The sequence below is a fragment of the Halomonas sp. DP5N14-9 genome (genome assembly GCF_019802175.1).
Lineage (GTDB): Bacteria > Pseudomonadota > Gammaproteobacteria > Pseudomonadales > Halomonadaceae > Halomonas > Halomonas litopenaei.
Window position 1 is genome coordinate 251,081 of sequence record NZ_JAHVHR010000020.1, and the last position, 14,672, is coordinate 265,752.

Sequence of the window (14,672 nt, forward strand, 5' to 3'; positions counted from 1 at the left end):
AGTGCGCCTTCGGCTCAGCGAAAGCGCGCTTTCAATTCCGCCAGCCGCTCGGCCAGACTGTCGCTGCCGATCTCCCTCAACCTTTCGATATTGCGCTCGGGGATAGCCTCGGGGTCGGGATAGTGGGCCAGCGCCCTTTCCAGACCCTCTTCACGCAGCAGATGCCAGACCGGCCAGGGAGAACGATTGGTGAAGTTGGCCGGATCATCATCATCCACGCCGTCGAAGACATAGTCAGGGTGGAAGCTCGCCAGCTGGAAGACGCCCTCGTAGCCACGGTCGGCGAGCAATGCCTCGGCCATGGCCAGGGCGTCGAGATAGTCGTCGAAGTCGGCAAGCCCTCGGGTGAACACCAGCAGACTGGTCTCCACCTCGGGTGTCGTCTCGAGGTGGTGGCAGGCCTCCAGCAGCGCCACCAGGGCGTCCTCGAGCCTGCGCCCGTCGACCTCGATATAGCGAATCGATCCGCGTGTGACCTCACGCCCGGCGAAGGGGCAGACGTTGAGGCCAACCACGAATTCCTCGACCCAGGCTGCGGTGGCCGCAACGCCGGGTGATACCTCTGTGTCGGACATGGCGAGTTCTCGGATGCTTGAGTGAAGGCCGGCTCAGCGCCGTGACGCCAGCCTGTCGGCCAGCCTTGTGGGTTCGGGCAACTTGTAGCGGCCGAGGCAGGCCACCGCCCAGGCCCTGGCCGAATCCACCGACAGCCGGTGGCCCGGCGACACGAACACCGGCTTGACGCCGGCGCGCGAGCGTAGCACGACCCCGATGCGCTCGTCGCCGTCCATCAGGTCGGTACTTTCCGCACGCCCCTCGGGGACCTCGCCATGGCGCCCGGTCAGGCGTTTCTTGGCCACGCCCAGGGTGGGCAGATCCAGCCACAGTCCAAGGTGCGCCGCCACCCCGAGGCGCCGGGGATGGGCGATGCCGTGGCCATCCACCATGACCAGATCCACGCGGCTGTCGAGTCGTTCGAAGGCCGCCAGGGCCGCCGGTATCTCACGAAAGGACAGGAGCCCCGGCACGTAGGGCATGCGCGTCGGCTGACGCGCCACCACCTGCTCGATCGGCGCAAGCCCCGGCCAGGACAGCACCACCACCGCGGCGCGGGTGGTGTCGCCTCCATCTTCGAAGCCGATATCCACTCCGGCAATGTGTTCCACTTCACCGAGGGCGTCCTCGCGTATCAGGCGTCCTGCCAGGGTACGCTGCAAGGCGATGGCCTCCTTCGGTGCCAGGTCCCAGTCGTGCAGCGCAGTCTCTCGTGTCCTGGGGTGCTGGGTCATGTCACCTCCCTGTTGATGACCTGCGGTGGCTGAAGACACCACCCGCTCGCGGTAGACTACGCGCCAGTCACGGGGATCAACAAGCTGCCGGCCGCAGGGCCTGGCGCTCCATCAGGGAGGACGGATGAGGATCATCCACACCGCAGACTGGCATCTGGGCCAGAGCTTTCACGGCCAGGAACGTCACGAGGAACATCGCGCCTTCCTCGACTGGCTGGTCGACATCCTCGCCGAACGCCAGGTGGACGCGCTGCTGGTCGCCGGCGACGTCTTCGATGTGGTCAATCCGTCGCTGCGCGCCCAGGAGCTGCTCTATGACTTTATCGTCAGGGTCCACCAGCGCTGCCCTGACCTGACCATTGCGCTGATCGCCGGCAATCACGACAGCGGCAGCCGCATCGAGCTGCCCGCCCCGCTGATGCAGCACCTGCGCACCCATGCCCTTGGCCGGGTGCGCTTCGTCGATGACGGCGCGCTGGACAGCGATCGCCTGCTGGTGCCCTTGAGCGATGCCCAGGGTGAGGTCCGCGCCTGGTGCCTGGCGCTGCCCTTCCTGCGTCCAGCGGAGATCACCGGTCGTGGCCGGCAGAGCAGACAAGCGGCGGGCGCAGCAGGAGGAGAGACGAACGCCGGCGACGACTATGTGGCCAGCGTCGAGCGGGTCCATCGCGAACTGATCGCGGCGGCCCGGGAAAAGCGCGAGCCTGGCCAGGCGCTGATCGCCATGAGCCACGCCCACCTGCGTGGCGCCACCGTCTCCGAGGCCAGCGAACGCCCTATCGTCATCGGCGGCGAGGAATCGCTGTCGGCCTCGCTGTTTCCCGACGACATCGACTACGTCGCCCTGGGGCACCTGCACCGCGCCCAGCGGGTCGGCGACGAACGCATACGCTACAGCGGCAGCCCGCTGCCGCTGGACTTCAGCGAGGTCGACTACCCCCATCAGGTGCTGATGGCGGACTTCGCCGATGGCGCCCTTGCCCATGTCGAGCCCATCAGCGTGCCGCGGGCGGTGGCCATGCGTCGCCTCGGCCCTGCCCCGCTGGAAGAGATCCTGGGCGCGATCGAGGCGCTGCCGGCCCGCGACGGGGCCGGCCCGGTCGAGCGCTGGGACTGGCTCGAGATCAACGTGCGCCTGGACGCCCCGATGCCGGAGTTGCGCTCGCGCATCGAGCAGGCGCTGGGCGACCGGGCGGTACGCCTGCTGCGACTGAAGCGCGAGCTGCCGGTCACTGAGTCACAGGCACCCGGACGTGGCGAGCGCCTCGAGGACATCGGACCCCGTGAGCTGTTTTCGCGCACCTGGAAAGAGCGCTGGGGCGAGGCGCCGGACGACAGCGTGATCGCCGACTTCGACTGGTTGTGCCAGCGCGTCCAGGACGCGGATGCCGAAGACCAGAGCGCGGATGGACAAGACCAGGGCGCCGCCGAAGGGAGCACGCAGCCATGAAGATTCTCGCCCTGCGCCTGTCCCAACTGGCCTCCCTGCCCGGTCCAGTCGAGCTGGACTTTACCGCGGCGCCACTGGCCGATGCCGGCCTGTTCGCCATCACCGGCCCCACCGGCGCCGGCAAGAGCACCCTGCTCGACGCCCTGTGTCTGGCGCTGTTCGGCAATACGCCCAGGCTTCGCCACGCCCCGGGGCGCGACTCCCATCTGGAGGACCTGGACGGCTCGCGGATCGCCACCGCCGACCCCCGCAGCCTGCTGAGGCGCGGCGCCGCCAGCGGCTACGCCGAGGTCGACTTCATCGGCCGCGACGCTCGCCGTTACCGCGCGCGATGGGCCGTGCGGCGCGCCCGGGACAAGGCCGACGGCAAGCTGCAGGCGGTGGAGCAATCGTTGACCGACCTGGACGACGAACGCCTGTTGACCGCCCAGAAGCGCGAATTCGCCGAGCTGATCCCCGAGCGCCTGGGGCTATCGTTCGAGCAGTTCACCCGCGCCGTGCTGCTGGCCCAGAGCGAGTTCGCGGCCTTTCTCAAGGCCGACGACAACGCCCGCTCGGACCTGCTCGAGAAGCTCACCAATACCCAGGAATACTCGCGCATCTCGGTCGAAAGCTACGCCCGGGCCAAGGAGGCCCGCGACGCGGTGGCCCGCCAGCAGGCGCTGCTCGCCGAGGACGCGCCCAGCGACGACACCGCACGCCAGGCCATGGAGCAGGAACTCGCCGAGGCCGAAGGCGAGCTGGACACCTGCCAGCGGCAGATGAAGGCGCTGGACGAAGAGGCCCAGTGGCTCGCCCAGGACGCCCAGTGGCGCCAGCGCTGCGAACAAGCCGACGCCAGCCTGGTCGAGGCAGAGGCCCGATGGGAGGCACTGAGCGAGCAGCGCCGTGAGTGCGAGATGCTCGAGCGCGTCGCACCCTGGCGCCCCCAGTTGCTGCGCCAGCGTAGCCTTTCTCGACAGTTGCCGGACCAGCGCCAGCAGCTCGAACAAGCCACGTCAGCCCTGGCCCAGGCACGCACCGCCCTGGAACAACAGCACCAGCAAACCAGCCGTCGCCGCCAGACCCTGGAGGACAGCGAGCAGGCGCTCGAGCAGGCCCGGCCCGCCATCGCCCAGGCCCGTGAAATTGCCAGCGAACTCAAGGGCCGCGAGCAACAGCATCGACAGCTGGAGGACGAACACCAGAAGCGCAAGCGCCAGCGCGAGGATCTCGACGGGCAGCAGCGAGCCCTGGCAGAGCGCCATCGCCGCCATCTGGAGCAGCGCGACGCCGCCACCCGCACCCTGTCACGCCATCTTGGCCAGCATCAGCAGGTCGCAACGGCCAGGGCCGAGGCCCAGCAGCACCTCGAGGACGCCGGCCATCGTCTGCTGGCGCTGTCCGAACTGGAGCAGCGCGACGCCGCCACCCGCACCCTGTCACGCCATCTTGGCCAGCATCAGCAGGTCGCAACGGCCAGGGCCGAGGCCCAGCAGCACCTCGAGGACGCCGGCCATCGTCTGCTGGCGCTGTCCGAACTGGAGCAGCGCTGGCGTCTGCTGCGCCAGCTCGATGAGCAACAGCGCCGGCTCGACGCCGAGCGCCGCCGCGACAGCGCACAGCGCGACGAACTGCTGGACCAAGGCAAGCAGGCGCGGGCGCGCCTGGACCACGCCTCGGCGGAGCACGAGCAGCTCACGCGCTTTATCCAGCGCGCCCGCGCCACCCGAAGCGACAGCGTCGCCGACATGCGCGCCACCCTGGAACCGGACACCGCCTGTCCGGTGTGCGGCAGTCACGAGCACCCCTGGCGAGACTCGCCCCCCGCCACCCCGGAGGCCACCCAGCTCGCCGCCCAGATCGCACTGGAGGATGATCAGCTTGCCGAGTCCGAAAGCCGACTCGGCGAGCTGCGCGAGCAGCGTGACGTCCTGTTCGGGCGCTTTCAGGCGCTGAAGGCCAGCGTCGAACAGGCCGAGACCAGCCTGCTCGCGCTTGAACCTCGAAGGAACGAGGCCCAGGCCGGTCTCGAAGAAGCCCAGGCCGGGCTCGACGACCCGGCGCTCGCCGAGCAGTGGCGCGCCCTCGACGCTGAGGCCCGCCAAGCCTGGCTCACCGAGCACAGCGAAAAGGCCCGCCAGCGCCAGCAACAGGCTCGCGAGCGCCTCCAGGCACTGGACGACGCCGAGCGCCAGCTTGCCCCGCTGGCAGAGGCCATCGAAGACGACGAGCGAGAGCGTCAGGCGCTTGCCTTGCGCGCTGCCAACTTCGACGAGGAACTCAAGCGACTCGACGATCAGCGTCCCGAACTGACCCGCAGCATCGACGAGCACAGACGACGTCTGGCCGAGGCGCTCGGCGATGACCGCTCGGCGGATGCCTGGCTCGAGCGTCTCGAAGCTCAGGTCCGCCAGGCACGTCAGGACCATGAGCAGGCCCGCCAGACCCATGACCAGGCCCAGCGTCAGGTGCTGAGCCTGACCCAGCGGATCGAGCACGAGGGCAAGGCGCTCTCGGTGCTGGAGGACGAAAAGACCCGCCTGGACGCCGAGCTGGAACGCTGGCGCAACGAGCACCCGGACATCACCGATGGCGACCTGGAGCGGCTGCTCGACCAGGCCGATGATGCGCTCAAGGCCCTGCGCGCCCGACTGGACAGCGCCCGCGAGGCCTGCCATACCGCCCGTACTAGTCGCGACGAGCGTCGCCAGGGCTGGCGCGCCTGGCGGGCCCGCCATCTGCCGGAGCAGGACCCGCAGACACTGCTCGACGAGGCCACCCAACGCCAGCTGGATGCACGCCAGGCCGACCTCGACGCCAGACGTGAGGCCAACCGGCCGCGGCTGGAGGCCGCCCAGCAACGCCGCGATGGCGCTCTGCACGCCGTGCGCGACGATGATCGACGCCGGCAGCGCCAACGTGACGGCCTCGAGGCCCTGGAAAGGGCCAGGGCCGAGCATCATCGCTGGGGCCGCATCGCCGAGTTGATCGGCGCCGCCGACGGCAAGACCTTTCGGCGCATCGCCCAGGCCTGGAACCTGGAGCGCCTGATCGACGAGGCCAATGTCCACCTGGCGGGCCTCAGCCGGCGCTACCGTCTGGTGAGAGGGGGCAGCCCGCTGGGGCTCCTGGTGATCGATCAGGACGTCGCCGACGAGCGTCGCTCGGTGCACTCGCTATCCGGCGGCGAGACCTTTCTGGTGTCACTGGCCATGGCGCTCGGGCTCGCCTCGCTGGCCTCGGGGGAGCTGGCCATCGAGTCGCTGTTCATCGACGAAGGCTTCGGCAGCCTCGACCCCCAGTCGCTGGCGCTGGCGATGGACGCCCTCGACGGTCTCCAGGCCCAGGGCCGACGGGTCGGGGTCATCTCCCACGTCCAGGAGATGCATGAGCGCATTCCGGTGCAGATCCAGGTGCACCCCGCCGGCAATGGCGAGAGTCGGGTCGCGCTGTCCGACTGAGTCCCATCCGCCCCGCACGTCGCTGCCGGGCGGACCAGTCTTGGGCGATCCGGGAGAGCAGCGTGCTCGGGCGGTAACCCGGGGCGATACGCTGGGGCGCGTCGCCTGGCCATGGTACATTGACGCTCCTTGTGACCTCAGTCGACGGAGCCTTCATGACCGCACACGACCTGCTCAAGACTCTGGTGGGCTTTGCCACCGTGTCTCGGGATTCCAACCTGGAATTGATCGCCTTCGTCGAAGAGTGGCTCGACCGCTACGGCGTCGATCACTGGCGGGTCGAGAGCGACGACGGTTCCAGGGCCAACCTGCTGGCGCGCATCGGCCCGGCGGTCAAGGGCGGTGTGGTGCTCTCGGGCCATACCGACGTGGTGCCGGTGGTGGGACAGCCATGGACCAGCGATCCCTTCACCCTGACCGCCGGCGAGGGCGACAATGCCGGGCGCCTGTACGGTCGCGGCACCTGTGACATGAAGGGCTTCATCGCCTGCGCCCTGGCCGAGGTACCGCGCTGGAGCGAACTGGAGCTTGAGGTGCCGATCTGGCTGGCGCTGTCCTACGACGAGGAAATCGGCTGCGTCGGCGCCCCGCGCATGATCGAGACGCTGATGGCCGAACACCCCCGCCCTGCCGCCGTGGTGGTCGGCGAGCCGACCCTGATGGAGCCGGTGGTGGCCCACAAGGGGGCCAGCAACTTCCGTACCACGGTGATCGGACGCGAAGCCCACTCGAGCCAGGTGTATCAAGGGGTCTCGGCGATCCACGTCGCCGCCCGCCTGGTCACCCGCATCGAGGACGTCATGGCGGAGCTCAAGGAAGAGGGTCGAGTCGACGAGGCCTTCAGCGTGATCCACTCGAGCCTGCACGTGGGCAAGATCGAGGGCGGCACGGCCATCAACATCATGGCCAGGCGCTGCAGCTTCGAATGGGAAATTCGCCACCTGCCCACCGATGACGCCAAGGAGCTGCTGGCCCGGGTCGAGGCCACCGCCCGCGAACTCGAAGCCCGCATGCGCCAGCGCGCCCCCGAGGCCTCGATCACCACAGAGGCGCTCAACACCACCGTGCCGGCCCTGGCCGATCGTGACAACAGCGAGGCGCTGGGCCTGTGCCGCGAACTGCTCGGCGACAGCCCCGACGGCGCCGCCGTGGCCTACGCCACCGAGGCCGGTCAGTTCCAGCTCGCCGGCCTGCCCACGGTGATCTGCGGCCCCGGCAGCATCAGCCAGGCCCACCAGCCCGACGAATACATCGAGCGCGAACAGCTCGACGCCGGCAGCCGCTTCATGGTCGCCCTCGGTGATCGCCTCACGCGCGGCTGAATCTACACCTGCAAGCGCCCCTGGATTCCCCTTTTCGAGCCAAGACCGTGACCCACACTGCTTCAAGCCCGGCGAGGCCTGTTGAGCCGCCTCGCCTTGCCATCTTCAAGACCGGTGACAGCTTCGCCGATGTCGTCGCCGAGCACGGCGACTTCGAGGACCTGTTCAGCGCACGTCTCGACGGCTTTCGTCGTCGTGGCGGCGTCATCGAGGTGATCGACGTTCGCCGCCAACCGCTGCCGGCAATCTCTGATCAGGACGGGGTGATGGTGACCGGGTCCCACGCCATGGTGTCCGACCGGGAAGCCTGGAGCGAAGCGCTCAAACCCTGGCTGAGGGAGGCGCTCGACTGTGGCCTGCCACTGTTTGGCGTGTGCTATGGCCACCAGCTGATGGCCGAAGCCTTCGGCGGCAGCGCCGGCTACCACCCCAGGGGGCGGGAATGCGGCACGCGTACCCTCACGCTGACCGAGGCCGGTCGCGGGGACCCGCTGTTCGGTGCGCTGCCCGATGCTTTCGCCGCCCAGCTGACCCACGCCCAGAGCGCCCTGTCACGCCCCGAGACCGCCACGGTCCTGGCGGCCAACGACCATGACCCCAACCAGGCCCTGCGCTATGGCCCAGCCCAGTACAGCGTGCAGTTCCACCCGGAATTCACCGTCCAGGTGACCGCGGCCTACCTGGCGCACCAGCGCGATATTCTTGTCGCTCAGGACGAGGACGTCGAGGCACTCGAGCGGTCTGTGGTCGAGACCCCCGAGGCCAGCAGCCTGCTGGACGCCTTCGCCCTAACCCTGTTCGATCGGCGAAGCTAGCCAGACGAGATATCTCCAGGCAAGCAGGTCGCCTGGCGCTGGGCGATACGCGGCGCTGCACCCTGGTGCGGCGTCGCCTCGCGTTGCGGCTCCAGTGTCAGGCGGCAGCGCTCCCGCGGGCTCGGCCCCCAGCGAAGCTGATAGCCGCGGTGTGCATCGATTCCCCTGACCACTGCCATGCGCCCCTGACCCAGCACCGCCAGCACGTCTCCATCGGCGTCGATCAACTGCGCGCCGAAAGGCGCCGGCGTGGTCACCCGCACCAGGGTCGGCGCCCCCACCAGGGTGTCGTAGGTCAGCCTGACGATAGCGCCTCGGCGAGGCGCTACCCGCCTGGCATTGCCCTTGAGCTCGACGCCATCGGTCATGCCGGAGGGATCCAGCGCCACCCGGTTGTAGCGGTAAGGTGTCAGTCCGCTGATCGCCCCCTTGCCTCGCCCGTCCAGCAACACCTGGTCATGTTGAGAAATCGCCGCGCCCTTGGCGCCCGGCGCCTCGATGACCGCCATGGTCTCGCCTTGATCCCGCGTCAGCACCAGGCCACCCGCATAGGCAATGGCGGTGCCATCGGCGCTGGCGCTGTAGCTGCGGTAGTCATCTCCGGCGCTGAGGTTGAGGCCAAGACGTACCCTGGAGGTGTCCATCCCCAGGTTGCCGCCATAGCTTGAATCGTGCGACCGGTCATCACGGCTGTGGTTGACGTAGACACCATAGTTCAGCGCGCCGCTGTCGCCGCTGAGGTTCAACTGGCCCGAGCGATGATCGCCCCGATGGGCCAGATTGGAGGTCAGTTGCAGGTGGCCTCCCAGCGGAACGCTGAGATTGAGGTAGAACTCGTTGGTGTAGTCGCCTTCGGTCTCGCTACGGCCTGCGGTGGCGCTCAGGGTGCCCCAGGAGAAGCCACGACTGACACCGACCTGATAGGTGGTCGCGTCCTCGCGATCCCAGTAGTCGGCGCTGATGCCAGAGGCAAACAGCCTGGTGCCGCCGGCCAGGGTCTGGGTCAGATTGACCTCGAGACGTTGGCGCTCGCGGTCCCGTGGTGAGGATGTCATGCCGTCATCGCGCAGCAGCGCAACGTCCGAAAGGCTCAGATAGTGCTGACTGGAAAAACGGTAGTTGACCACCGACAGCTCGGTGTCGGTGGGATCAAAACGGGTGTTGTAGCTCACACGAAAGCTCTCGCCACGCGGGCTCTCCGGCTCACCGCTCAGCGCCTCCAGGTGATTCGCCCGGGTCATGGTGGCATCCAGCGCGAAGGCGCCCAACAGGGTCGACACGGCGCCACCGGCAAGCCCCGCCATATAGTCCTCGGCCAGGATGGCGCCGGAGTATAGCGTCAGCCGATTGCTGACCCCGCGTCGGTATTCGGCCTGAACGAACCGGGGCAGGTCGACGAGGCCGTCATCCCGATACTCCCCCAGGGTCAGGTGGAAGCGGTGGGCGCCGGGTCGCAGCAACTGTGCCACCGAGGTATAGGGCAGCACGAAGGCGCGCTCGCTGCCGTCGGCCTCGGTAATGGTGACCTCAAGGTCGTCAGCCACATTGGTGGCGTAAAGGTCGTCGATGGCAAAGGGGCCGGGCGTCACGCTGGTCTCGTAGATGACGTCCTCCCCCTGACGGACCGTCACCCTGGCGTTGGTGCGAGCGGTGCCTCGCACTACCGGGGCGTAGCCCCGCCGGGAAGGAGGCAGCATGGCATCGTCGCTGGCGAGCTGGACGCCGGTGAAGGGTATCGACTCGAATCCCATCCCGGAGGTCTGATACTCGCCGATGACCAGGTCGGCCTGCCAGGGCGTCACGTCGTGGCGCAGGTAGGTGTTGGTGACATGATAGTGGGCGGTCTCGCCACTGGCGTCATCGAGACTGGCATTGTGACGAAGCTGCCAACCGCCGAGGTTCACCCCGGCGTTGATCCCGAGTCGATAGTCCTCACGGGACTCCTGCCCGTCGCGCTCGCCACGGAAGGCATTGCTGTTGTAGCGAACAAAGGCGCCATTGATGCCGTCCTGCCACGCCTCGGCCGGCACCTTTCCCCTGACGCGATGCCGCAGATAGGCCTGGGGCACGCTCAGTTCAAGTCGCATGTTCGCCGAGTCGGTCGAGCTATCGACGTAGGGATAGCGAGCGGCCAGATCGACGCACTCGCGGCCTGAGTCGCCTCCCCCTGCCGCGGGCTTCAGCGGCAGGCGCTTTATCGCATCAAGCGACAGACACAGACGCGTCCCTTCCGGGTCCTCACCGATCGTCACCGTCTCGCGACCGAACGCCTGGCCATTGACCAGAACGTCGAGTTCATAGCGACCAGGGGGGACCGTCATACCCTGCTCGAAGCGGGTCAGGTCCATGCCCTGGAGTGATCCTTTCAGCAGCTTGGCGTTGAAGGCGTACTCGACCCGGCGCTCGGACGCACCGCCGGTCACCCTGCTACCGTCGTCGGCCCGGGCGGACAGACCGGCGTCGGTGACGAGGGACAGCCCCAGCGCAATGAGCACAGACAGGCCTCCGTGCCGCCGCAAGCCTCGAACCTTGCCGGCTGCTGTGCCGGACAGACGTTTCACAGCTCGAATCGGCGCCGCTGCGTCACCCCGTAGTCATTGATCCAATCGAAGAAACCCTGGGAGGTTGCCAGCGGTTCGATGCCGAAACGGCGGGAGCTCTGGGCCGGGATCAGGCTGCCACGAGCCGTGACCTGGTGCTCTTCGTTGCCTAGCCCGACCCGACGAAGCGACACACTGTAGGGGCTCTCATTACGGGCCACCAGCGTCCAGCGGCCTGGCCCCCGCTCAAGCTCCCAGTGAAGCTGCTCGGCGGCCTGCTCGGGGGAAGCGGCAAGCCCGACGGGTCGATAGAACAGCTTGATGCGGGTGCGGTATGCCAGCTGCAGCACGTTTCGGTCCGGCGCCGCCTGGGTGGCGGGCACCTCCAGCACGTTCAACCAGTAGACAGACTCGCGATCGACAGGCGCCACCTCGCCCAGATAGGCGATCCGAATCGCCTGTCCTCCATGGGCATTGATGCGTGTCACCGGCGGTGTCGTCAGAAACGGCACCTCGACACTCTCCGGCGTGGAGTCCGGGTCGCCACGATCGATCCACACCTGCACCAGCGAGGGCGTATCGCCCGCATTGGTCAGCGCGACGCTCACATTCCTGGCATCGGCGGGGTAGATCACCCGGGTGCCCGAAACCACCACACTGGCATCGACACGACTGACAAGGCTGCAAAGCGCCACCAGCGCCAACAGCGCCACTCCCCTTCCCCACGACTCCCGTACACGCATGATCCCTATGCCTTTCTGTAGCCTTTATGAAGCCTTGCCAGACGCCCTACCTCCGCGCACTTCTGCCAGTGCGGGCGGACTGCGAGATCTATTGGTAGTTCAGGGTATACACCGCTGAGGTGCTGACGGTCCCCGCGACGGCGTCCGCGCCACTGGCGTAATAGCGCGCGGTGTAGCGAAGTTGAGTCGCCGTGGTGTCGTCGGCCAGATCCATCGCGGTGGCATCATTGGCGATCAGATTGATCACCTTGTTGGTATGGTCGAGCAGTTGTATCTCGACGTTCTTGGCGCCGCCGGTACCTGCGGTATTCACCAGATAGCCGGTGGCGGCATCGACATTGGTAGGCTCGAAGTACGGCTTCACATTGTCCACGGCAGCGGAGCAGTTCATGTCGATGGTGAAGGAGGTGTCACCCGCCGTCTCACCGCTCTTCAAATCGCTGACACTGACCGTGGGAAGCACCACAGTGCCATCCCCGGTTCCCGCATTGTTGACCTTTACCGTACAGGTCGTGGCAAGCACCTTCCCGGATATCGTGATGGTGCCGGTGGCGGCGTATCCATTGCCTGCCAGGGTAAAAAGCATGACGCCAAGCAGCTATCCCTTGCCTGTTTTCCGTTCCATGTCCCGTCGCTCTCCATTGCAATCATGCCTTCAGCCCGGCCGGGACAAGAGAGACCCTGTCACCGCACCTGGATGTTACACTTTGCAACATTATGTCGTGCTTCGACCATCAGGAGCGGCAGCATCGGGTCAGAGGTTGACGTAGGTCAGGCGGGGAGAAAGTCGACATGCAAGGGAATGGGATGAACATCGGGCCCGATCCCCGGGAGCCAACGCCCAGGAAGCCAGCGAAACATGCACACGCAAACGGGCCGGTGGATATCCACCGGCCCGTTCACGAAACTTGCCTTGTCGTGATCCGATGCGTCATCGGATCAACAGGGGCCTTGTACAAGCTGTCGGCTCAGGCCCCTGGCACCTCGATCAGGCGCGCGACTGGCGACGCACAGGCGCCTCGTCATCGCGACGACGACGGGGAGCACGCTCGCCGCTGCGCTCGCCACCACGCTCAGCGCGATCACCGCCACGGTCTTCGCTGATTTCCAGCGGACGACCGGCCACACGGGCACGTGCCATCTTGGCCAGGATGCTGGCCGGCAGACCATTGGGCAGCTCCACGGTGGAGAAGCCGTTACGGATGTCGATGCGGCCGATACGGGCGCCTTCGATACCACCTTCGTTGGCCAGGGCTCCGACCAGTTGGCCAGGCTTGACGCCATCCTTGTGGCCGACGGAGACGCGGTAGCGGGTCATGCCTTCGCTGGGTCCACGGCTCTCGCGGCGACGCTGCGGCTTGCCGTCACGCGGGGCGCGGTCATTGCGCTCCTTGCGCGGCGCCTGCAGGCGACCGATGGGTGCCTCGTCGGCGCGCGCCATGGCGGAGAAGGCACAGGCCAGCTCGATGGGATCGTAGCCTTCCTCGACCAGACGCTCGACCAGAGCACGCTGCTCTTCGGCACCCTTGGTGACGGAGGCGATCACGCGCTGATGGAAGACGTTGTCGCGGTGGGCACGAATGGCGGCCTCGTCGGGCAGCTCCATGACCGCCATCTTCTGGCCGGTGGCCTGCTCGAGCCAACCTACCTTGCGGCCTTCACGGAAGCCGGCGAAGGTGATCGCCACACCGTTGCGGCCGGCACGGCCGGTACGGCCGATGCGGTGGGTGTAAGCCTCGGCATCCTGGGGCAGATCATAGTTGATGACGTGGGTGATGCGCGGCACGTCGAGACCACGAGCGGCCACGTCGGTGGCGATCAGCACATCGACCTTGGCGCGCTTGAGGCGAGTGATGGTGCGCTCGCGCAGGCTCTGGTCCAGATCACCGGACAGGCTGGCGACATTGACGCCACGCGCAGACAGCTGCTCCATCAGAGTGGTACAGGCGGCACGGGTGCGCACGAACACGATGGCGGCGTCCACCGGCTCGACTTCAAGGATGCGCGACAGCGCTTCCAGCTTGGCGCCACCATCGACGCGCACCAGGCGCTGTTCGATGCTCTCGGCGGTGGTGGTACGCGCCTCGATGGCGACCTTGACCGGATCCACCAGGTAGCGATTGACGATGCGCTCGATCTCGGTGGGCAGGGTCGCCGAGAAGAACACACGCTGGGCGTTCTCGGGGGTATCGGCGACAACACGCTTGACGTCGTCGATGAAGCCCATGCGCAGCATCTCGTCGGCTTCGTCCAGCACCAGAGCGTTGAGGCCGGAAAGCTTGAGGCTGCCACGATCCAGGTGATCGATGACGCGGCCGGGGGTACCGACCACTACCTGGGCGCCACGACGCAGCGCGCTGAGCTGCTCACGGTATTCCTGGCCGCCGCACAGGGTGGCGACTTCCAGACCCTTGAGGTTCTGGCCGTACTTGCTGAAGGAGACGGCTACCTGCTGAGCCAGCTCGCGGGTCGGCGCCAGCACCAGCACCTGGGGCTCACGCCGATCGAGTTCAATACGAGACAAGATGGGGAGCGCGAAGGCAGCGGTCTTGCCGGTGCCGGTCTGGGCCTGGCCCAGCATGTCGCGGCCTTCCAGCAGGGCTGGAATGGTCTGCGCCTGAATGGGCGAGGGAGTCTCGTAGCCCAGGGTCTCGATGGCGGAGAGAACGGCAGGCAGCAGGGCCAGATCACCAAAAGACGGTGAAGCGACAGTCGTCGAGGTCATGAATCACACCTTGGTAGGCCGGGGTTACCGGCAAAATAACGTGGTTGGCGTCCCTGACGCGCCCGTATTCGGGGCGAACAGAAATACGTCGCTCTACTCGTGGTAGAGCAAGGTCAACAAGTCTGTTGTCAACATTCGGAGTCGGGGACGCCGGTCGCACCTGGCATCGGCTCACGCAACTGCGTGGAGCCATCGTGGCGACCGTTTGCACCGCGGGCGTCGGGATCGACGTCGGGTGCTCCATCTTCACAATTCGAACGCGTCTTGCGCGTTGCAGCATCTGTTTGAACTCTCGAGGCCGCTTGGGCGTCGGAGGTCGCTGCGTCATGATGGTGGGGTCAACAC

At 67.1% G+C, this 14,672-nt stretch carries 10 protein-coding genes; 4 read left to right on the top strand and 6 right to left on the bottom strand.

The annotated features are described in order from the left end of the window. Positions 1-14: 14 nt before the first annotated feature. Together KUW00_RS12335 and nfi are read right to left on the bottom strand one after the other, a co-directional pair. Positions 15-575 (bottom strand): DUF1415 domain-containing protein, encoded by a 561-nt coding sequence (locus KUW00_RS12335; RefSeq protein WP_124802480.1) that lies wholly within the window; start codon positions 573-575, stop codon positions 15-17. Positions 576-608: 33 nt separating this feature from the next. Then, complete coding sequence (gene nfi / locus KUW00_RS12340; protein WP_045991905.1) at positions 609-1,289, bottom strand: deoxyribonuclease V; 681 nt, start codon at positions 1,287-1,289, stop codon at positions 609-611. Positions 1,290-1,413: 124 nt separating this feature from the next. On the opposite strand from nfi, the gene KUW00_RS12345 reads away from it, so the two are divergent. From KUW00_RS12345 to KUW00_RS12360, 4 genes are all read left to right on the top strand, one after another. Further along, a complete protein-coding gene (locus tag KUW00_RS12345; protein WP_124802482.1) occupies positions 1,414-2,739 on the top strand; it encodes an exonuclease SbcCD subunit D C-terminal domain-containing protein in 1,326 nt (441 codons plus the stop codon). Then, positions 2,736-6,182 carry an AAA family ATPase gene (locus KUW00_RS12350; RefSeq protein ID WP_222569202.1) on the top strand — a complete coding sequence of 1,149 codons (3,447 nt, stop codon included), beginning with the start codon at positions 2,736-2,738 and terminating at the stop codon, positions 6,180-6,182. The genes KUW00_RS12345 and KUW00_RS12350 overlap by 4 nt, the downstream gene beginning before the upstream one ends. A gap of 155 nt (positions 6,183-6,337) precedes the next feature. After that, the gene (gene argE, locus KUW00_RS12355) at positions 6,338-7,504 is read left to right on the top strand and encodes an acetylornithine deacetylase (protein WP_124802486.1); all 1,167 of its coding nucleotides are present in this window, start codon (positions 6,338-6,340) and stop codon (positions 7,502-7,504) included. A gap of 47 nt (positions 7,505-7,551) precedes the next feature. Continuing rightward, positions 7,552-8,319 (top strand): glutamine amidotransferase, encoded by a 768-nt coding sequence (locus KUW00_RS12360; RefSeq protein WP_124802488.1) that lies wholly within the window; start codon positions 7,552-7,554, stop codon positions 8,317-8,319. Here KUW00_RS12360 and KUW00_RS12365 read toward each other — a convergent pair. From KUW00_RS12365 to KUW00_RS12380, 4 genes are all read right to left on the bottom strand, one after another. Further along, the gene (locus tag KUW00_RS12365) at positions 8,316-10,814 is read right to left on the bottom strand and encodes a fimbria/pilus outer membrane usher protein (RefSeq protein WP_124802490.1); all 2,499 of its coding nucleotides are present in this window, start codon (positions 10,812-10,814) and stop codon (positions 8,316-8,318) included. The two genes, KUW00_RS12360 and KUW00_RS12365, sit on opposite strands and share 4 nt — an antisense overlap. A 62-nt stretch (positions 10,815-10,876) precedes the next feature. After that, on the bottom strand, positions 10,877-11,602 hold the full coding sequence (locus KUW00_RS12370; protein ID WP_124802492.1) for a molecular chaperone: 726 nt from the start codon (positions 11,600-11,602) through the stop codon (positions 10,877-10,879). Between the two features lie 88 nt (positions 11,603-11,690). Further along, positions 11,691-12,188 (bottom strand): fimbrial protein, encoded by a 498-nt coding sequence (locus tag KUW00_RS12375; RefSeq protein WP_045991962.1) that lies wholly within the window; start codon positions 12,186-12,188, stop codon positions 11,691-11,693. Positions 12,189-12,590: 402 nt separating this feature from the next. Beyond that, a complete protein-coding gene (locus KUW00_RS12380; RefSeq protein ID WP_045991899.1) occupies positions 12,591-14,327 on the bottom strand; it encodes a DEAD/DEAH box helicase in 1,737 nt (578 codons plus the stop codon). Between the last annotated feature and the right edge of the window lie 345 nt (positions 14,328-14,672).